Annotated in this window: 19 protein-coding genes; 12 read left to right on the plus strand and 7 right to left on the minus strand. The window is 66.3% G+C overall.

Annotated features, from left to right (window positions below; all coding sequences use genetic code 11):
• Window positions 1-11: 11 nt before the first annotated feature.
• The 6 genes from MRBLMA1_RS14280 to mnmA all read right to left on the minus strand — a co-directional run bounded on the left by MRBLMA1_RS14280 (window position 12) and on the right by mnmA (window position 7,032).
• Window positions 12-2,135, minus strand: coding sequence for a sodium-translocating pyrophosphatase (locus tag MRBLMA1_RS14280; protein WP_363737494.1), 2,124 nt, complete (start codon window positions 2,133-2,135; stop codon window positions 12-14).
• Window positions 2,136-2,374: 239 nt separating this feature from the next.
• Window positions 2,375-3,289 carry a thiamine-phosphate kinase gene (thiL, locus tag MRBLMA1_RS14285; RefSeq protein WP_363737495.1) on the minus strand — a complete coding sequence of 305 codons (915 nt, stop codon included), beginning with the start codon at window positions 3,287-3,289 and terminating at the stop codon, window positions 2,375-2,377.
• 59 nt (window positions 3,290-3,348) lie between these two features.
• Window positions 3,349-3,795: a transcription antitermination factor NusB gene (gene nusB, locus MRBLMA1_RS14290; RefSeq protein ID WP_133652460.1), complete on the minus strand. Its 447-nt coding sequence runs from the start codon at window positions 3,793-3,795 to the stop codon at window positions 3,349-3,351.
• 87 nt (window positions 3,796-3,882) lie between these two features.
• Window positions 3,883-5,172 (minus strand): histidinol dehydrogenase, encoded by a 1,290-nt coding sequence (gene hisD / locus MRBLMA1_RS14295; RefSeq protein WP_363737496.1) that lies wholly within the window; start codon window positions 5,170-5,172, stop codon window positions 3,883-3,885.
• Window positions 5,162-5,824, minus strand: coding sequence for an ATP phosphoribosyltransferase (hisG, locus tag MRBLMA1_RS14300; protein WP_363737497.1), 663 nt, complete (start codon window positions 5,822-5,824; stop codon window positions 5,162-5,164). Before hisG ends, hisD begins: the two co-directional genes overlap by 11 nt.
• 86 nt (window positions 5,825-5,910) lie before the next feature.
• Complete coding sequence (gene mnmA, locus MRBLMA1_RS14305; protein WP_363737498.1) at window positions 5,911-7,032, minus strand: tRNA 2-thiouridine(34) synthase MnmA; 1,122 nt, start codon at window positions 7,030-7,032, stop codon at window positions 5,911-5,913.
• A 122-nt stretch (window positions 7,033-7,154) separates the two neighbouring features.
• Here mnmA and MRBLMA1_RS14310 point away from each other — a divergent pair, with 122 nt between their 5' ends.
• The 3 genes from MRBLMA1_RS14310 to MRBLMA1_RS14320 all read left to right on the plus strand — a co-directional run bounded on the left by MRBLMA1_RS14310 (window position 7,155) and on the right by MRBLMA1_RS14320 (window position 8,272).
• Window positions 7,155-7,454 carry a hypothetical protein gene (locus tag MRBLMA1_RS14310; RefSeq protein ID WP_363737499.1) on the plus strand — a complete coding sequence of 100 codons (300 nt, stop codon included), beginning with the start codon at window positions 7,155-7,157 and terminating at the stop codon, window positions 7,452-7,454.
• 105 nt (window positions 7,455-7,559) lie between these two features.
• On the plus strand, window positions 7,560-7,859 hold the full coding sequence (locus MRBLMA1_RS14315) for a DUF1153 domain-containing protein (RefSeq protein WP_007687284.1): 300 nt from the start codon (window positions 7,560-7,562) through the stop codon (window positions 7,857-7,859).
• Between the two features lie 158 nt (window positions 7,860-8,017).
• Window positions 8,018-8,272, plus strand: coding sequence for a GlsB/YeaQ/YmgE family stress response membrane protein (locus MRBLMA1_RS14320; protein WP_013848281.1), 255 nt, complete (start codon window positions 8,018-8,020; stop codon window positions 8,270-8,272).
• 62 nt (window positions 8,273-8,334) lie between these two features.
• On the opposite strand, the gene MRBLMA1_RS14325 is transcribed toward MRBLMA1_RS14320, so the two are convergent.
• Complete coding sequence (locus MRBLMA1_RS14325) at window positions 8,335-8,583, minus strand: GlsB/YeaQ/YmgE family stress response membrane protein (protein WP_363737500.1); 249 nt, start codon at window positions 8,581-8,583, stop codon at window positions 8,335-8,337.
• A 199-nt stretch (window positions 8,584-8,782) separates the two neighbouring features.
• Here MRBLMA1_RS14325 and MRBLMA1_RS14330 point away from each other — a divergent pair, with 199 nt between their 5' ends.
• From MRBLMA1_RS14330 to ribH, 9 genes are all read left to right on the plus strand, one after another.
• Window positions 8,783-9,955 carry an efflux RND transporter periplasmic adaptor subunit gene (locus tag MRBLMA1_RS14330; protein ID WP_363737501.1) on the plus strand — a complete coding sequence of 391 codons (1,173 nt, stop codon included), beginning with the start codon at window positions 8,783-8,785 and terminating at the stop codon, window positions 9,953-9,955.
• Between the two features lie 52 nt (window positions 9,956-10,007).
• On the plus strand, window positions 10,008-13,166 hold the full coding sequence (locus MRBLMA1_RS14335) for an efflux RND transporter permease subunit (RefSeq protein ID WP_363737502.1): 3,159 nt from the start codon (window positions 10,008-10,010) through the stop codon (window positions 13,164-13,166).
• Between the two features lie 234 nt (window positions 13,167-13,400).
• A complete protein-coding gene (locus tag MRBLMA1_RS14340; RefSeq protein ID WP_363737503.1) occupies window positions 13,401-14,666 on the plus strand; it encodes a DUF445 domain-containing protein in 1,266 nt (421 codons plus the stop codon).
• 187 nt (window positions 14,667-14,853) lie between these two features.
• Window positions 14,854-15,546: an energy transducer TonB gene (locus tag MRBLMA1_RS14345; RefSeq protein WP_363737504.1), complete on the plus strand. Its 693-nt coding sequence runs from the start codon at window positions 14,854-14,856 to the stop codon at window positions 15,544-15,546.
• A gap of 26 nt (window positions 15,547-15,572) precedes the next feature.
• The gene (locus tag MRBLMA1_RS14350) at window positions 15,573-16,094 is read left to right on the plus strand and encodes a hypothetical protein (protein ID WP_363737506.1); all 522 of its coding nucleotides are present in this window, start codon (window positions 15,573-15,575) and stop codon (window positions 16,092-16,094) included.
• Between the two features lie 20 nt (window positions 16,095-16,114).
• Window positions 16,115-17,104: a bifunctional diaminohydroxyphosphoribosylaminopyrimidine deaminase/5-amino-6-(5-phosphoribosylamino)uracil reductase RibD gene (gene ribD / locus MRBLMA1_RS14355; RefSeq protein ID WP_363738206.1), complete on the plus strand. Its 990-nt coding sequence runs from the start codon at window positions 16,115-16,117 to the stop codon at window positions 17,102-17,104.
• Window positions 17,105-17,171: 67 nt separating this feature from the next.
• On the plus strand, window positions 17,172-17,786 hold the full coding sequence (locus tag MRBLMA1_RS14360) for a riboflavin synthase (protein WP_363737507.1): 615 nt from the start codon (window positions 17,172-17,174) through the stop codon (window positions 17,784-17,786).
• A gap of 68 nt (window positions 17,787-17,854) precedes the next feature.
• The gene (gene ribB, locus MRBLMA1_RS14365) at window positions 17,855-19,138 is read left to right on the plus strand and encodes a 3,4-dihydroxy-2-butanone-4-phosphate synthase (protein WP_363737509.1); all 1,284 of its coding nucleotides are present in this window, start codon (window positions 17,855-17,857) and stop codon (window positions 19,136-19,138) included.
• 11 nt (window positions 19,139-19,149) lie between these two features.
• Window positions 19,150-19,572: a 6,7-dimethyl-8-ribityllumazine synthase gene (ribH, locus tag MRBLMA1_RS14370; protein ID WP_363737511.1), complete on the plus strand. Its 423-nt coding sequence runs from the start codon at window positions 19,150-19,152 to the stop codon at window positions 19,570-19,572.
• The last annotated feature ends 121 nt before the right edge of the window (window positions 19,573-19,693 follow it).

Here is a 19,693-nt window from a genome sequence, read left to right on the forward strand (position 1 = left end):
TTATCGGTGATTTATGCGCCGTGTGCGAGGGCGGCCAGCAGCAGCAGGGCGACGATGTTGGTGATCTTGATCATCGGATTGACGGCCGGGCCGGCCGTGTCCTTGTAGGGATCGCCCACCGTGTCGCCGGTCACGGCAGCCTTGTGGGCTTCGCTGCCCTTGCCGCCATGATGGCCATCCTCGATATATTTCTTCGCATTGTCCCAGGCGCCGCCGCCAGAGGTCATGGAAAGGGCCACGAACAGGCCGGACACGATGACGCCCAGCAGCAGCGCGCCCAGGGCCGCAAAGCCGTTGGGCGTGCCAGCCACGGCCGAGATCGCGAAATAGACGACGATTGGCGCCAGCACCGGCAGCAGGCTGGGGATGACCATCTCCTTGATCGCGGCGCGGGTGACGAGGTCCACCGTCCGGGCATAATCGGGCCGCGACGTGCCCTCCATGATGCCCTTGTTGGTGGCGAACTGGTCGCGCACGTCCTTGACCACGTCGCCCGCGGCACGGCCCACTGCGGTCATGCCCATGGCGCCGAACAGATAGGGCAGCAGCGCGCCCAGCAGCAGGCCGACGATGACATAGGGGTTGGAGAGGCTGAAATCGACCGGCTCGGTGAGGCCGAGCGCGCTGTTGTAGAATTTCAGATCCTCCGTATAGGCGCCGAACAGCACCAGCGCGGCAAGGCCGGCCGAACCGATGGCATAGCCCTTCGTCACCGCCTTCGTGGTGTTGCCCACCGCGTCGAGCGCGTCGGTCTTGACCCGGACGCTGTCGTCGAGATGCGACATTTCCGCAATGCCGCCCGCATTGTCGGTGACAGGGCCATAGGCGTCGAGCGCGACGACCATGCCTGCCAGCGCCAGCATGGCGGTCGCGGCGAAGGCGATGCCGATCAGGCCCGCAAGCTGGTAGGCGACGATGATGCCGATCACGATCACCAGCGTCGGCAGGGCCGTCGCCTCCAGGCTGATGGCCAGCCCCTGGATGACGTTGGTGCCATGGCCGGTTTCCGACGCGCGGGCGATGCTGCGCACCGGGCGATAGTTGGTGCCGGTATAATATTCGGTGATCCACACGATCAGGCCCGTGACCGCGAGGCCGACCATCATCGCCCAGAACAACGCCATACCGCTATAGCCGCCCGCGCCGTCCAGATCGGTCCCGAAACGGGCGTTGAGGTCGCCCAGCGCGAAGTGCGTCACGGCATAGAGCGCCGGGATGGACAGGATCGCGGTGGTCCAGAAGCCCTTGTACAGCGCGCCCATGATCGACTGGCTCGCGCCCAGCCGCACCATGTAGGTGCCGATGATCGAGGTGATGATGCATACCCCGCCGACGATCAGCGGCAGCGACATCAGGCGCATCAGGAAGGCGTTGTCGACCCCCGTCACCAGCAGCGCGGTCAGCACCATGGTCGCGCCCACCGTCACCACATAGGTTTCGAACAGATCGGCCGCCATGCCTGCGCAGTCGCCGACATTGTCGCCCACATTGTCCGCGATGACGGCGGGGTTGCGGGGGTCATCCTCCGGAATGCCGGCTTCCACCTTGCCGACCAGGTCCGCGCCGACGTCGGCCGCCTTGGTGAAGATGCCGCCGCCCAGGCGCGCGAAGATGGAGATGAGGCTGGCGCCGAAGGCCAGCGCGATGAGGGAGTCGATCACCATCCGGTCGTCGGGCGCATGGCCTGCGGGTCCGGTCAGATACCAGAAGAAGACACTGATCGCGAGCAAGGCCAGTCCCGCGACCAGCATGCCGGTGATGGCCCCTGCCCGGAAGGCGACGGTCAGCCCGCTTTGCAGCGTGTCGCGTGCGGCCTCCGCCGTGCGGACATTGGCGCGCACGGAGATGTTCATGCCGATGAAGCCGGCCGCGCCGGACAAGATCGCCCCGATCAGGAAGCCGACCGCCGACGTCACGCCGAGGAAGAAGAAGACCAGCGCCGCGACGACGACGCCGACCATGCCGATGGTGGTATATTGCCGGCCGAGATAGGCCTTCGCCCCCTCCTGAATCGCGCCGGCAATCTGTTGCATGGTTTCATTGCCGGCGGACGCCGCCAGCACCTGTCTACTGGTGATGAGGCCGTAGAGCACGGCCAGCAGGCCGCACCCTATGGCAATCGTGACAATCTGCATGGATGTTCCTCTCCCCCTGTTATGCCTGTCATCGGCCGCTCCGCAGGGAATGACGGGCGGGCGAAGGGCGTAAGGGCGGGCGGCCGGAACATGCGCTTCCGGCATCGGGCACCGCGTCAATCAGCATCGTAGCTCACGCATATCATGCGGTCCTACCGGGCTGAGAAAGGTCGATCGTGAAGCTACATGGCCGACGGCGCGCGTCAACCCGTTACGATGTTAAGGCAAATCAACGCCGATCAGCCATGTTCCCAGCCCAGACGGTCGGGAAGCGGGATCGCCACGCCGTCTATTGTCAGCGTCAGGCCCTTGCCCTTCGTGAAACGGCCGACGGGTATGGCGCGCACGGGCGGCCTGGCCGCGGCGGGCAGGGCAAAGAGCAGTTCATAATCATCCCCCGCCCGCGCCGCCGCGAGATGGACGGCGTTGCTGGCCCCGCGCGCAGCCTCCAGCGCCGGGGAGAGCGGGACATGGTCGATGGTGACCGCCAGCCCGCTTGCCTGCGCCATGCGGGAAGCGTCGATCAGCAGACCGTCGGATATGTCCATCATGGCGTGGACATGATGGGCGAGCAGCGCCCCTTCGGCGAGGCGCGGGCGTGGACGGCGATAGGCCTCCACCAGCGGTCCCGACGCGCCGGCCATGGACCGCAGCAGGTCCAGCCCGACCCCTGCATCGCCCACCGGGCCTGTCAGATAGAGCCGGTCGCCCGCCTTCGCGCCGCCACGCATCGGAACCGGGCCCGTCGCCTCGCCCAGCGCGGTCAGGCTGTAGCTGCGCGGCGCGCCCCTGGGCATCTGCACCGTGTCGCCGCCCAGCAAGGGCATGGCATGGCGGCCCAGCGCCTCGCCCAGCCCTTCCAGAAAGGCCGCGTCCCAATCCTCGTCGCCCGAAAGCGCATAGTTGAGCAGGCAGCCAAGCGGCCTTGCGCCCTTGGCGGCGAGGTCGGAAAGGTTCACCGCCGCCAGCTTCCAGCCGATATCGGCGGGCGGGTCGGTGGGGAGATAATGCACGCCCTCCACCATGGTGTCGCTGGTGAGGATCAGGCGCGCGTCGCCGAATTCGAGCACTGCCACATCATCCTGCAGGCCCCGGGCGGCGGGATCGTTCGCCAGCAGGCGGAGCAGGGTGAGGAAACGGGATTCAGCGGACATGACCGGACCCTATCCTCCGAGCCTGCCATGCCCGCCGATCGGCCGAGGATGGAGCGGACCTATTTCCGCACATCCTTCGCCACGGCGTCCAGCAGGCCGTTCACGAAACCCGCCTCTCGCTTGTCGTAGAAGGCGTGCGCGACATCGACATATTCGCTGATAACCGTGCCGGTCGCCACATCCTGGCGGGCGATCAGCTCATAGGTGCCGGCGCGCAGGATCTGCCGCATCGGCTTGTCGAGCCGTTCCAGGCTCCAGCCCTTGGAGAGGCGCGCCACGACCAGCCCGTCAATCTCCTCCCGCCGCCGGTCGACGCCCTGCACGATATCGTCGAAAAAGCTCTCCTCCGCCTGCGCATAGGTGACATCCTCTATGGTGGCGCCCAGGCGATGCTGGTGGAATTCATGCAGCAACAGTTGGAGCGGCGTGCCCTCCATCTCGAGCTGGTAGAGCGCCTGGACCGCGGCGAGGCGCGCAGCGGAGCGAGATCTGGAGCGGTCGTTCATATTCTTTCCATAACGGTTCGGGCCGGACCTGTCGAAGCCCTTTGCCCGACGCGGCGAGGGACAGGCTTCGGCAAGGTGCGGGCGGGGCTATTCCAATCTCAGCGCCACCGATGCCGCATGCGCGGGAAGCCCCTCCGCCTGCGCCAGGGCGACGGCGGCAGGGCCGATGGCGTCGATGGCCTTCCGGTCGAGGCTGAGGAAGCTGGTCCGCTTCATGAAGTCGAGCACCGACAGGCCGGAGGAGAAGCGCGCGCGCCGCCCGGTCGGTAGCACATGGTTCGGGCCGGCGATATAATCGCCCACCGCTTCGGGCGTCATTCGGCCGAGGAAGACGGATCCGGCATGGCGCACCTGACCGAACAGGGCGTCGGGATCGTCCACGGCGAGTTCCAGATGCTCGGCGGCGAGGCGGTCGACCAGCGGCATGGCCTCTTCCAGGCCGCGCACGACGATGATCGCGCCATTGGCGTTCCAGCTCGTCCGGGCGACGGCCTCCGTCGCCAGCCGGGGCAGCGCCCGTTCGACCGCCGCCGCGACCGCATCGGCGAAGGCGCCGTCGTCGGTGAACAGGATCGACTGGCTGGTCGGGTCATGTTCCGACTGGCTGAGCAGGTCGGCGGCAATCCAGTCGGCATCATTCTTCCCGTCAGCGACCACGACGATCTCCGACGGGCCGGCAACCATGTCGATGCCGACGACGCCGTATAGCTGGCGCTTCGCCTCCGCCACCCAGGCATTGCCGGGGCCGGTGATGACGTCGACCGGCCGGATCCGGTCCGTGCCATAAGCGAGCGCCGCCACCGCCTGCGCGCCGCCGACGCGCCAGATTTCCTCGATCCCCGCGATGGAGGCTGCTGCGAGCACGAGCGGGTTGATCTCGCCATTGGGGGTCGGCGTCACCATGGCGATGCGCGACACGCCCGCGACCCTGGCCGGGATCACGTTCATCAGCAGCGAACTGGGATAGGCGGCCCGCCCGCCGGGCACATAGAGCCCCGCCGCATCGACGGCGTTCCAGCGCGCGCCCAGGCGGACGCCCGCGGCATCGACGCCGTCGCTGTCCTGCGGCTTCTGCTTCTCATGATAGGCCGCGATGCGCGCCGCCGCGAGTTCCAGGGCATCGCGCAGTCCGGTCGAAAGCCCGTCCAGCGCCGCCCGGCATTCGGCCGGCGTCACCGACCAGCCGCTGATGTCCAAGTCGTGCCGGTCGAAGCGGCTGGTATAATCGGCCAGGGCCGCATCGCCCTCTGCCCGGACCCGCTTCAGGATCGCGGTCACGTCGCGCGACACATCCTCATCGGCTTCCCGCCGGGCGTCGACCAGCGCGGTGAAAGCGGCGGCGAAATCCGCGTTGCGGCTGTCGAGCCTAAGCGGCATCCTGCACCCCCACGGCCTTGCGGAAGGCTTCCACCAGCGGCGTCAGTTCCGCCGAGCGCATCTTGAACGCGGCGCGATTGACGATCAGCCGCGCCGACACCTGCATGATGACATTGGTTTCTACCAGCCCGTTGGCCTTGAGCGTCGCGCCCGAGGATACAAGGTCCACGATCCGGCGCGACAGGCCCAGCGACGGCGCGAGTTCCATCGCCCCGTTCAGCTTCACGCATTCGGCCTGAATGCCCCGCGCCTCATAATATTTGCGCGTCAGATGGGGATATTTGGTCGCGACGCGCACATGGCTCATCGCCGCTTCGTCCTCGTCGGCCAGTCCCATGGGCTCCGCAACCGACAGGCGGCAATGGCCCATGTCCAGGTCCACCGGCGCGTAGATTTCCGAATAGTCGAATTCTTCCAGCACGTCCGACCCGACAATGCCGATCTGCGCCGCGCCATGCGCCACGAAGGTCGCGACATCGAAAGCGCGCACGCGGATGATCGATACGTCCGGCCGGCTGGTGCCGAAACGGAGGGCGCGGCTCTTCTTGTCATGGAATTCCGCCTCCGGCTCGATACCGGCTTTGGCAAGCAGGGGCAGAACCTCATCGAGGATGCGTCCCTTGGGAATGGCGAAGGTGAGCGGGCGAGTCATGACAGGCCGCCCTTAGTTGGCGGGGCGAAAAAGGGCAAGGTCGCTGGCGAATCCCGAACCCTGCCCGCGTGCAGGAGGGACCGGGATCACGCCGCCGTTGCGAGCGCCGCTTCGGTCGCCGCGATCCAGCCGCCCCCCAGCACCCGATCGCCCGCATAGAGCACCGCCGCCTGTCCCGGCGCGACGCCATATTCAGGGGCGTCGAAGACCAGCCGATCACCCTCCAACCGCGCCGGAACCGGCCTGGCCATGGAACGTACCTTGGCGGAGAGCGGCCCGGCGAAGTCCCCGCCCAGCCAGTTGATGTCGGAAAGCCGCGCCGCCGACACCGCCAGCGCCGCCTTCGGCCCGACGATGACGCGCCGCCCTTCGGCATCCAGTCGCACGACATAGAGTGGTTCGGCCTGTCCGCCGATCTCCAGCCCCTTGCGCTGGCCGACGGTGTAATGGATCATCCCCTTGTGCCTGCCAAGCAGGCGGCCGTCGACATGGACAATGTCGCCGCCCTCGTCGGCATCGGGGCGCAGCTTGCGGACGATCTTCGCATAATCGCCGTCGGGCACGAAGCAAATGTCCTGGCTGTCGGGCTTCATCGCCACCGACAGGCCGAGTTCGGCCGCGATCTCCCGCACCTGGGGCTTGGGCAGGCCGCCGAGCGGAAAGCGAAGATAGTCGAGCTGCGCCTGAGTCGTGGCGAAGAGAAAATAGCTCTGGTCCCGCGCGGGATCGGCGGCGCGATGCAGTTCGGCCCCCTGCGCGCCCTCGATCCGGCGGACATAATGGCCGGTGGCGAGGCAGTCGGCGCCCAGGTCGCGCGCGATCTGGAACAGGTCCGTGAACTTCACCCCCATATTGCATTTGACGCAGGGAATGGGGGTGCGCCCGGCCATATATTCGTCGGCAAAGTCCGAAATCACCGAATCACGAAAACGGCTTTCATAATCAAAGACATAATGCGCAATGCCGATTCGGTCGGCGACGGCGCGGGCATCGCGTATGTCCTGCCCGGCGCAGCAGCTTCCGGTGCGCCCCACCGCCGCGCCATGATCATAGAGCTGGAGCGTGACGCCGATGGTTTCCGCGCCCGTGCGAGCGGCAAGGGCGGCAACGACGCTGCTGTCCACGCCGCCGGACATGGCGACGACGATACGCCGCGCATCGAGCGGGTCCTGGAGATCGAACCGGGCAGGCGGGAACTGGGAATGCATGGGCGCGCATATAGTCGCCCGCCCTTCGGGGTGCCAGACGGATTCAACGCTTCGTCGCAACCATCCCCATTTTGGGGACAAGTTTACCGGACCTTATCCTTTATTCCGTAAATCACTCACCCATGGATCTGGGATTCCTTCGGACGAGCGGGCTCAAGGCCGGCTTCGTCAAGCCTTCTGGCCGGCGGCGCGTGCCGGTCTGGCCGTCCTTGCGGGCCGCTTCGGCGGCGGCGCAGGCGGCCAGCCCCACCGCGCAGGCGGTCGCAGGCATCCTGCGGGGGCAGGAAATCGAGGGCGACTGGGTGCAGGAACTGGCCGATATCCTCGCGCCACGTTCCAGCGGCAATATCGAGGCCGTGGGGCTCGCGGGCAGCTTTAACCCGTTGATCGCGAACCTTTTAAGGGTGGGGCAAGGAAGATGAAGGGGGCGTTTACCGTGGCGCTTTAGGGCCTGTTCAGGGCTTGCAGCGCAAACAGGGAAGCACTGCTGAAATCGGCAACGCCAGTGCCGCATATTGAGGGTGATAATGATCGAAAACCAGAAAATCAGACCTGCACAGGTCGTCGGGCCGCTAGGAGAACCCCTGACTCTGGAAAGCCTTCCCCCCGTCGACACGACGCGCTGGGTCGTGCGCCGCAAGGCGGAGGTCGTGGCGGCCGTGAATGGCGGACTGCTGACGGTGGACGAAGCCTGCGCGCGCTATTCGCTGACGCTGGAGGAATTCGCCAGCTGGCAGCGGGCCGTCGACCGTTCAGGCATGCACGGCCTGCGCGTGACGCGCATCCAATATTACAAGTCCCTCTACGAACGGCAGCAGAAATACTGATCAAGCCATTACGGCAATAGAGGGTCGCAACAAGGCCGCCGGATCTGGCATCCGGCGGCCTTCTTCTTTGTCAAGGGGTGAAAGGGAACGTAACGCCGACTTCTCCGTTGAACAGATCAGCCCACCCGAAAGGGGCTATGGTCCAAGGAGAGTGAGATATGGGCATCATCTTGTGGCTCGTTGTCGGCGGCGTCATCGGCTGGCTTGCCAGCATGGTCATGCGGACCGACGCACAACAGGGCATCCTGCTGAACATCGTCGTCGGCATTGTCGGCGCGTTCATCGGCGGCCTGATCTTCAGCGGTGGTTCGATCAATGACGGTCTAACGCTTTACAGCTTCCTGGTGTCGCTGGTCGGCGCGATCATCCTGCTCGCGATCGTCAATCTGGTGCGGCGCGGTTCGGTCCGCTAAAAACAGCACCATGCATGAACAAAAGGGCCGTGCTCCGCAAGGGCGCGGCCTTTTTCTGCGGGTCAGCCCCGTCCGGCGAAGAAGGAATAGAGCGCGAGCACGCCGATCGACCCCAGCACCGCGGCGATGAAGCTCGCCTGCTCTCCGGGCGCATAGACGCCCAGCAGCCGCCCGACATAGCCCGCCAGCAGGGCGCCGGCGATGCCCAGCAATATGGTCAGCACGCAGCCGCCCGGATGGCGTCCGGGCATGACCAGTCGCGCGATGGCGCCCGCGAACAGGCCGACCATGATCCATCCGAGCAATTCCATCGCCGCCCTCCAGCCGCTATAGCATGCATTGCGCCACAGTCGGGCTGTTTTGGCAAGGGGCCCATTTGGCAGGGAGTCCGGCGCCGGGACGGGTTTCGCGCAGCCTGGGAGCGCCGTCGCAATGGGGGCTTGAGCCGGGTGATGTATTCATATAATACAGCAACCCGAACGGCGCCTATGGCCGAAAGATGGGTTCAGGATGAATTACGAGACTTCCTTGGTCGGCGATGCCCCGGCACATGTTCTTGGCGAGCAGGAGGAGCGCTCCGGCTGGCGCCGGCGGCTGACGATCGGTGCCATCGTCGCGATCATCCTGATTGCGATCGCCACATGGGTCAGCATGCATAGCAAGGGCGCCGATGCGCCGACCAGTGCGGCGCAGGCGCCCGTCGTGACGGTGATCAGCCCCGGCCGGTCGACCGTATCGAACAGTGTCAGCGCGACGGGATCGCTCGCGGCGCGGGTGGAAATGCCGGTCGGCGTGGTTGGGGAAGGCGGCGCGGTGACGCGCGTGCTGGTCCAGCCGGGCGACTGGGTGCGCGCCGGCCAGGTGCTGGCGACGGTAGAGCGCTCCGTCCAGACCGAGCAGGTCCGGTCGCTCGCCGCGCAGGTGGAGGTCAACCGCGCCGATGCCAAGCTGGCGCAGGCCCAGCTCGACCGCGCCAAGACTCTGGTCGCGCGGGGCTTCATCAGCCAGGCCGATATCGATCAGCGGACCGCGACCCGTGATGCAGCCAATGCCCGCGTGAACGTCGCGGTCGCGCAACTGGCCGAGCAGCGCGCCCGTACCGGCCGGCTGGACATTCGCGCTCCCGCCGCCGGACTGGTGCTGACCCGCGCCGTGGAACCCGGCCAGATCGTGAGCGCGGGCAGCGCCGTATTGTTCCGCATGGCGAAGGACGGGGAGATGGAAATGCTCGCCCAGCTCAGCGAAGGCGATCTGGCGACCATTCGTCCGGGCAACGGCGCCACGGTGACCCCGGTCGGCGGCACGGCGCAATTTGCCGGGCGCGTGTGGCAGGTGTCGCCCGTCGTCGACAACCAGACGCGGCAGGGCATCGCCCGTATCGCCATCCCCTATAATCCGGCGATCCGTCCGGGCGGCTTCGCCTCCGCCACGATCGTGAGCGGCACCGGCTATGCGCCGATGCTGCCGGAATCGGCGGTGCAGAGCGATGAGAAGGGCAATTATGTCTATGTCGTCAACGGCCGCGACGAAGTGCAGAGGCGCGACGTCAAGATCGGTCAGGTGACCGATGTCGGGGTGGCGATCCTGAACGGCCTCAATGGCGACGAACGCATCGTGGCTTCGGCCGGCGCCTTCCTGACGCCGGGCCAGAAGGTGAAGCCCGAGGTCAGCAGGTCGAAATGAAGCGGCGGGACGCGCCCGCCCGGCGCGTCCACCGGCAGGCGAGGAAGCCGTCATGAGTTTTCGTAATATCTCCGCCTGGGCCATCCGCAACCCGGTGTCGCCGATCGTGCTGTTCGTCGCGCTGCTGCTGGCCGGCCTGGTCAGTTTCAGCCGGATGGACGTCAACCAGAATCCGGACGTCAGCTTTCCCATGGTCAGCGTCGTCGTGCTCCAGCCCGGCGCCGCGCCGACGGAGCTGGAAACGCAGGTCACGCAGCGCGTCGAAGCAGCAGTGCGCGGTATCAGCGGCGTGGACGAAATCACCTCCTGGGTGTCGGAGGGCCAGTCCAACACCAATGTGCAGTTCCAGATCGGAACGCCGGTCGACCGCGCCGTCAATGATGTGAAGAATGCCGTCGACCAGATCCGCAGCGACCTGCCCGAGGGAATCCTGGCGCCGCGGGTCAGCCGCGTCGACATCGACGGCGGGCCGATCGCCTATTTCAGCGCCGAAGCGACGGACATGACGCTGGAAGAACTGTCCTGGTACGTCGACAATACCGTCGCCAAGCGGTTGCTGGGGGTGCCGGGCATGGCGGCGGTCAAGCGCGGCGGCGGCGTTTCCCGCGAAATCCGCGTGATCCTGAACCCCGCCAAGCTGCAATCGCATGGCATCACCGCCGGCCAGGTCAACCAGCAGCTTCAGCAGGTGAACCTCAACGCGGCTGGCGGCCGGACCGAGATCGCCGGTGCCGAACAGGCGATCCGCGTGCTGGGCAACGCCCGTGACGCCTATGCGCTGGGCCAGACCCAGATCGCCATTTCCGGGGGCCGCACCGTCAAGCTGGCCGACCTGGCCGATGTGCGCGACATGTATGCCGAACAGCGTTCGCTGTCGCTGATGAACGGGCGGCAGGTGACCAGCTTCAGCATGGAAAAGGCCAAGGGATCGTCCGACGTCACCGTGTTCGACGATGCGATGAAGGTGCTGGACCAGTTGCGGAAGGAAAATCCCAAGGTCCAGTACAAGCAGCTCTATACCAGCGTCGAATATACCCGTGGCCAATATCACAGCGCCATGCAGGCGATGATCGAGGGGGCGGTGCTGGCCGTCGTCATCGTCTTTCTGTTCCTGCGCGACTGGCGCGCGACGATGATCTCCGCGCTGGCCATTCCGCTGTCCGCGATTCCGGCCTTCTGGTTCATGGACATGATGGGCTTTACCCTGAACGGCATCTCGCTGCTGGCGCTCAGCCTGGTCGCGGGCGTGCTGGTCGACGACGCGATCGTGGAGATCGAGAATATCGTGCGCCACATGCGCATGGGCAAAAGCGCCTATCAGGCGTCCATCGACGCCGCTGACGAAATCGGGCTGGCGGTGCTGGCCACCACCATGGCCATCGTCGCGGTGTTCCTGCCGGTGGCGTTGATGCCGGGCATTTCCGGACAGTTCTTCATCCAGTTCGGCATGACGGTCGTGGTCGCCGTGCTGCTCAGCCTGGCGGTCGCACGCCTGATCACGCCGATGATCGCGGCCTATTTCCTGAAGGCCCATGGCCAGGAAAGCCATGGCGAAGGCCGGATGATGGACGTGTACATGGCCGTGCTGCGCTGGTCGCTGGATGAGCGCAAGGCCGTGGCCCATCGCGCCCGCGGCGGCCGGGCGCGTTTCACCGCCTGGCTGCGCGACCATCGCATCTGGACGATGGGCATGGGCTTTCTGGCTTTCGCCGCCACGATCTTCGCCTTCGCCACGCTGCCCATGTCGTTCCAGCCGACGATCGACACCGATTTCAGCCAGGTGAAGATCGAGACCGTACCCGGCAGCACGTTGCAGCAGACGACGGCGATCACGCGCAAGGTCGCGGACATGCTGGCCGCCGACAAGGACATGGTCGAGGCCGCCTTTGCCGATATCCAGACGACCGGCGCCGACATCTTCCTGACGCTGCGGAAGGACCGGCCGATCTCCTCGGTCGAATGGGAACGCAAGATCGCGCCCCAATTCCAGCAGGTGGCCGACGCCCGCGTCAATTTCCAGTCGCAGTCGGGCGGCGGCTTTGGCCGCGACATCATCATCATGTTCGGCAGCGACGATCCCGTGAGGCTGGAGCAGACCGCCAACAAGCTGGTGGCGGAAATGGCGGGCATTCGCGAAATTCGCGCGCCGCGCGTGGCGGGCGACATGAACCGGCCCGAGATCGTCATCAAGCCACGCTTCGACCTGGCCGCCAGCCTGGGCGTCACCACCGCCGCGCTCAGCCAGACGATCCGCGTCGCGACGATCGGCGACATCGATCAGAACAGCGCCAAATTCTCCCTGTCCGACCGGCAGATTCCGATTCGCGTGGCGGTCGCGGAAAACAGCCGGCGCGATCTGGCGACCATCCAGAACATGCCGGTGCCCACGGTCAATGGCGGCTCCGTGCCGCTGAAGGTCGTGGCCGATATCGAATTCGGCGCCGGTCCGACGCAGATCCGCCGATACAACCAGATCCGCCGCATCGTCGTGGGCGCGGACCTGGCGCCGGGCGTCGTCACCAGCCAGGCGATGGCGAAGATCGACGCCCTGCCGACGATGAAGGCGATCGCCGCAGGCCAGATCCCGGGCGTGCAGAAGCTGAATACCGGCGACAGCAAGTGGCAGGCGGAGATGATCCAGAATTTCATGATCGCCGTCGTTTCCGGCATCATGCTGGTGCTGGCGGTGCTGACGCTGCTGTACAAGCGGCTGATGCCGCCCTTCGTCAACCTGGGGTCGCTGGTGCTGGCGCCGCTGGGTGGGGCGCTCGCCCTGCACCTGACGGGCAATCCGGTGTCCATGCCGGTGCTGATCGGGCTGCTGATGCTGCTGGGCATCGTCGCGAAGAATTCCATCCTCGTCATCGACTTCGCGCTGGAGGAGATGGGCAAGGGCGTTCCGAAGCTGGAGGCGATCATCGATGCCGGGCACAAGCGCGCGCAGCCGATCGTCATGACCACTGTGGCGATGGTGGCCGGAATGGTGCCGACCGCCGCGTCGCTGAGCGGCGACGGCGCCTGGCGCGCGCCCATGGGCATCACCGTGATCGGCGGCCTGATCCTGTCGACCGTGCTGACGCTGGTGATCGTGCCTGCGACCTTCAGCCTGGCGCTGGGGATCGAGGAATGGATCGGTCCGCGCCTGGGCCGCCGCCTGCTGACATACAAGCCCGGCGACGATCGCGCGGGAGCGACGCAGCCGGCGGAGTAGGGATCGCGGGCGGACATTTGCTCACGGCAACGGCTTGATGGCGCGTCCTGTGCCGGTGGAGGCCGGGGCCAGGTTCAGGCGTGACGCTGTTCCATCGGGTACGGAACTGGGTTCCTGCCTTCGCAGGAGCACCGTGCGCCTGACATCCGCTGCCGCCCGTTGCCGGATTGCATCCGCCTTCCCGCAAAAGAAGCGCTTGCCTGAACGAAACGGCGGCGTAACCGTTAGCCGGTCATGAAGATGCTCGCTCCGCCCCGGCCCGCCGTCGCCAGCCCAGTCCATCCGGCGCGGCGGATGCGGATGGTGGCGACGGGCATGTTGCTGGCGATGGCGGCGCTGTTTCTGGCGGCGCGGGCGACTGCTCATCTTCATCCTGCGATCGGATTCGTCCAGGCCTTTGCCGAGGCGGCGATGGTTGGCGGCCTGGCGGACTGGTTCGCCGTCACGGCGCTTTTCCGCCATCCGCTGGGCCTGCCGATCCCGCATACCGCGATCATCCCGCGCAACAAGGATCGGATCGGTGATACGCTCGCCCTGTTCCTGCGCGACAATTTCCTGACCCCCGCCGTGGTGGCGCGACGAATGCAGCGGCTGGACATGGCGGGGGCAGCCGGGCGCTTCCTGTCGAGCCCCGCCAGCGGCGACGGGCGCCTGCGGGAGGGCGCGTCCCGGCTCGCCGCGGACATATTGGAGGCGCTGGACCAGGAACGGCTGGGCGGCATGGTGAAGGGCGCCATCGCCCAGCGGCTGCGCGCCATGAACCTGGCCCCGCTGATCGGCCAGGCGCTGGAAGCGGCGATGCGCGACGGGCGCCATGCCCCGGTGATGGACGGCATCATCCTGTGGGCGGACCGGACGCTGGCGGCGAACGACCATCTGGTCCGGCAGATGGTGCATGACCGGTCGGGCAAGATCCTGCGCTGGACCGGCCTGGACGAAAATCTGTCCAATGCGATCATTGACGGGCTGCGCAAGCTGCTGACCGACATGGCGCAGGATCCCGGCCACAGCCTTCGCCTGAAGGCGGAGGAAGGACTGACGAAGCTGGCCGCCGACCTGCAGTTCGACCCGGAGATGCAGGCCCGCGTCGCCCGTATCCGCGACGAGATCGTCGACAATCCGGCGATGCAGCGCTGGATCGACGGCCTGTGGGAACAGGCGCGGGGCGGGCTGCTGCGGGCGGTGCGCGATCCCGGCAAGGCGATGGCGGGACGGTTGGGCGAGGCGCTCCACCAGCTTGGCGCGACCCTGCAGCAGGACGACCGGCTGCGCTTCCTCATCAATCGTTTCGTGCGCCGCGCGGCGGTGGGAGCGACGGCGACCTATGGCGATGCCATCGTCAAGCTGGTCAGCGAAACGGTGCGCGGTTGGGACGCGGGGACCGTCACCAGCCGGCTGGAACATGCGGTCGGGCGCGACCTGCAATATATCCGGGTCAACGGCACGCTGATGGGCGGGCTGGTGGGGCTGGCCATACACAGCGTCGACACACTGCTTTAGGACAGCAAAGAATCCAGAGCAGCGATCTGATTCAATCAGATCGAAACCCGCTCTAGGATCGGGGAGACCATTCCGGGAGGATAATATACGCGCTGCGCCTTCAAAATTAATGTTGCAACATATCATAGAAGTATGTTGTAACGTCACATATCGATTCCCGAAGAGGAAGCGACGACAGGAGGGTAATATGCAGCGTATCAGCATGGGTGCGGCAGGCAGCGAAACCATTTCCGGCTATAGCGGCGGCAAGCGCTCTCCCATCGGCATAGGAGGCGCGGTCGCCGTCCATGCGCTGGTGGTGGGTGCCTATCTGCTGATGCCCAAGGAGATGATCGATGTCTTCCGCGATCCGCCGCCCCTGATCACCTATCCGGTGGCCGACACGCCGCCCCCTCCGGAACAGGCGCAGCCGGAGACCGACTCCAAACCCTTGCCCCAGCCCAAATCGCATCCGACGATAGTGGAAAAGCCGATCATACCGCCGCCGCCCACGGGCTTCACCATGAAGGGCGAAGATCGCACCGTTACAGGTGGAACTGGCACGGGTACGGGCACGGGCACGCCGCCCGACATACTGCCGCCCCAGCCCGTGCTGACGGAGGCCAGCATCGATCCCCGCGCGCTGGCCATGTTCCAGCCCGATTATCCCGGTGCGATGATCCGGCAGGGGATGGAGGGCAAGGTGGTGGTCCGCGTCACCATCGGCACCGACGGACGCGTCATCGACATAGAGCGGCTGTCGGCGGCGGACGAGGCGTTCTGGATCGCCACCCAGCGTCAGGCGCTGCGCAAATGGCGCTTCCGCCCGGCGACTCGGGATGGGGTGCCGGTCAGTTCGACCAAGGTGCTGACAGTCCATTTCCGGCTGGCAGACGCCTGAAATCCAACAATAAGGGGCCGGAAATCATGGCAGCCGACAACAGCGCTTTTGCATCCGGCCCCGCCTTACCCTATATCGGCGCCATGGCGATCTTCCCCCGTCCGGTGTCTCCCAAGAGCGCGATGAGCGACATGTGGAGCTATTTTCGCGAGAACCGGCCTCATAAATGGCCGCTGCTCGGCGTGTCCGTCGCAATAACCTGGGTCATCATCTGGGCCTTCATCGTCGACGCGAACACCAACACCATGCCGACGCGCAACCAGATCTTCTATGTGCAGAGCTGGGACGCCAATCGGTCGGACGCCGCCATCATCCTCCAGCAGAAGATCGATCTCGCCAAGCGGGAGGCGGCGATCGAGAAGAAGCAGAAGGAGATGCAGGGCGTCGCGGATATTTTCGGCATCGACTGGAAGGCGGACGAAGCCCGCAACACGGCGCGTCGCAAGGAGGCGTTGAAGCAGATCAACGCCCAGCTCGACCAGCGTCTGGCCAAGGCCGAGGGAGCCGAGAAATCCGCACCCGCGCAGGGCGGGGCGGCCCGGCCCTGAGCGCCCGATCCAAAACCGGCCTGCCGCCGGCCGATCCCGCGCAGGACCGGCGCTTCATGGCCGCCGCCATTGCGCTTTCCGAACGCGGGCGCGGCCTGTCCACCCCCAATCCCAATGTCGGTTGCCTGATCGTGCGCGACGGCCATGTCGTGGGCCGGGGCTGGACGCAGAAAGGCGGCCGTCCCCATGCCGAGGCGCAGGCGCTGGAGGAGGCGATGGACCGCGCGCGCGGCGCCACCGCCTATGTGACGCTGGAGCCCTGCTTTCACCTTTCGCCGCGCGGTCCGCGCTGCGCCGACCTGATGGCGCGTGCCGAGGTGCGGCGCGTCGTCATCGCCCTGCGGGATCCCGATCCGCGCACCGACGGGCAGGGTGCCGCCTGGCTGCGCAAGCGCGGCATTGCCGTTGAAATGGGCCTGATGGCGCGGGAAGCCGCCGCCGCGATGCGCGGTTTCGTGCTGCGCCAGACGCTGGGCCGGCCTGCGGTGACGCTGAAGCTGGGCCTCTCTCTCGACGGTCGGATCGCGCTGCCCGACGGGTCCAGCCGCTGGATCACCGGGCCGGAAGCCCGCGCCCATGCCCATATGGAACGGGCGCGGCATGACGCGATATTGGTGGGGGGCGGCACGCTGCGCGCCGATGCGCCGCGGCTGGACGTGCGTCTGCCGGGGCTGGAGGATCGCTCGCCCCGGCGCATATTGCTGAGCCATGGGCGCGCGCCCGATGGCTGGGAAAGCATCACCGAGCCGGAGGAGATCGCCGCCCTGCCGCAGGTCGACCATCTGCTGGTCGAGGGCGGGGCGCAGGCTGCCGCTGCCTTCCTGCGTGCCGATCTGGTCGACCGGCTGCTGCTCTATCGCGCGCCGATCCTGATCGGTGCGGGGCTGGCGGGAATAGGCGATCTGGGGCTTGCCGAGCTGGCGGATGCGCATGGCCGCTGGCGGATCGACGACGAACGGCGGCTGGGCGATGACCGGCTGGAGGTTTACGTGCGGACGCGGAACGCCTAGATCACCGCAAACGCCCTCCCCCGGTCCGGGCGCGGGCGAATGGACAACAAGGCAACGGACTTTTCTCATGTTCACCGGCATCATCACCGACATCGGCACCATCCGCACTCATGAGCAACGCGGCGACCTGCGGTTGGTGATCGGTTGCGCCTATGACATGGACTCGGTCGCCATCGGTGCGTCCATTGCTTGTTCGGGCGCCTGCCTGACCGTCGTGGAAAAGGGCGCCGACTGGTTCGCGGTCGACCTGTCGGCCGAAACCGTCGCTCGCACCGCGCCCGGCCTGTGGGTGCAGGGCGGCCGCCTCAACCTGGAACGCGCGCTCAAGGTCGGGGACGAGCTGGGCGGCCATATCGTCACCGGCCATGTCGACGGCATCGGCACGCTGCTGTCGGCGACGCATGAGGGCGATTCGACCCGACTGGTCATCGCCGCGCCCGCCGCGCTGGCGCCTGCACTGGCGGCGAAGGGTTCGATCACGGTGGACGGCATCTCCCTGACCGTCAACACGGTCGAGGATCAGGCCGATGGATCGGTTCATTTCGGCCTGAACATCATTCCGCATACCGCCGCCGCGACGACGCTCGACAGCCTGCTGCCCGGCCGCGCCTTCAACCTGGAGATCGACGTGCTGGCGCGCTATCTGGACCGGATGCAGAGTCTTCATTCTCGCCCAGTGTGATTATCGCTTGCCATCATCACATCTTGGTGTGATATGACGCCTCATCCCACGGGGAAGGAGTCGTCTGCATGTCATCAGCCCTTATCGATACCGTCCGTTCGCTGGTCACTGATGGCGGCATGTCGCGCTCCGGCCTTGCCCGGGCCGCGGGCCTTCACGCCAATTCCCTGCGCAGGCTGGGCGAGGCCGACTGGAACCCGACGGCCGAGACCCTGGGCAAGCTGGAAAGCTATCTTGCCAAGCGCGAGGGCGGCACCGCGCTCGCTTCGCCCGAAGAGATCATCAATGAGGCCCGCAATGGCCGCATGTTCATCCTGGTCGATGACGAGGATCGGGAAAATGAGGGCGACCTGGTCATCCCCGCGCAGATGGCGACGCCCGACGCGATCAATTTCATGGCGACCCATGGCCGTGGCCTCGTCTGCCTGGCGCTGAGCAAGGACCGGGTCGATCATCTGGGCCTGGGCCTGATGAGCCGCAACAACGGCACCCGCCACGAAACTGCCTTCACCGTTTCGATCGAAGCGCGTGAGGGCGTCACCACCGGCATCAGCGCCGCCGACCGCGCCCGCACCATCTCCGTCGCGATCGACGGGTCGAAGGGGCCTGACGACATCGTGACGCCCGGCCACGTCTTCCCGCTGGTGGCCAAGGATGGCGGCGTGCTGGTGCGCACCGGCCATACCGAGGCGGCAGTGGATGTCGCCCGCCTGGCCGGGCTCAATCCATCCGGCGTCATCTGCGAGGTGATGAAGGATGACGGCACCATGGCGCGCCTGGACGACCTGATCCCCTTTGCCCAGAAGCACAAGATGAAGATCGGCACGATCCGCGACCTCATCGCCTATCGCCGCCGGCACGATCATATGGTGGAACGCCGCGCCGAAACCGTCTTCACCAGCCAGTGGGGCGGCGACTGGAAGGCGATCAGCTTCTACAACAAGGCGACGCAGACCGAGCAGCTCGTGCTGCAAAAGGGCCATGTCGTGCCCGACGAGCCGACGCTCGTCCGCATGCATCAGCTTTCCCTGCTGGACGACGTCTATGGTTCGGCCGGGCCGCGCAACGGTCTGCTCGCCAGGTCGATGGAGATCATCGCCCGACAAGGGGCGGGGATCATCGTCGTGCTCACCGCGACGGTGGCGGGCGATTTCCTGAGCCGCAGCCTGCGCCATCATGCCGGGCAGCCGGGATCGGGCATGGACGAATTGCGCGACTATGGCGTTGGCGCGCAGATCCTGGCCGAACTGGGCGTGCATGACATGATCCTGCTCAGCAACACGCATCATAGCCTGATCGCGCTTGACGGTTATGACCTGGCCGTGGTTGGGCAACATCCGATCGAGCTTTGAGGACCACTGTCATGGCAAAATTCCTGATCGTCGAAGCGCGCTTCTACGAACATCTCAATGACCTGCTGATCGAGGGCGCGGTCGCCGCGCTGGAGGATGAGGGCCATAAATATGAGGTGGTGACGGTGCCCGGCGCGCTGGAAATTCCCGGTGCCGTGGCGCTGGCGGCGGAAACCGGCCGATATGACGGCTTCATCGCCATCGGCGTGGTGATCCGGGGTGAAACCTATCATTTCGAAGTCGTGTCGAACGAAAGCGCGCGCGGCCTGATGGCGCTCAGCATGGATGGCATTCCGATCGGCAACGGCATTTTGACGGTCGAGAATGAAGCGCAGGCGCTGACCCGCGCCAAACGGGACGAGAAGGACAAGGGTGGCGAGGCGGCGAAGGCGGCCATGGCCATGCTCTCCCTTCGGGAAAGATTCGGCGCCTGACGGCTGCGAACAGGGGCGGATGGGAAAGGGGCGGCCCTTGACGAGCGGCCGCTTTTTCCCGGAGGCCTCCGGTTTGCGACCCCTGTGCCCGGGCGCGCTTGTACGCATGGCCGGTCGGGCG

Source organism: Sphingobium sp. LMA1-1-1.1, from assembly GCF_040676365.1.
Lineage (GTDB): Bacteria > Pseudomonadota > Alphaproteobacteria > Sphingomonadales > Sphingomonadaceae > Sphingobium.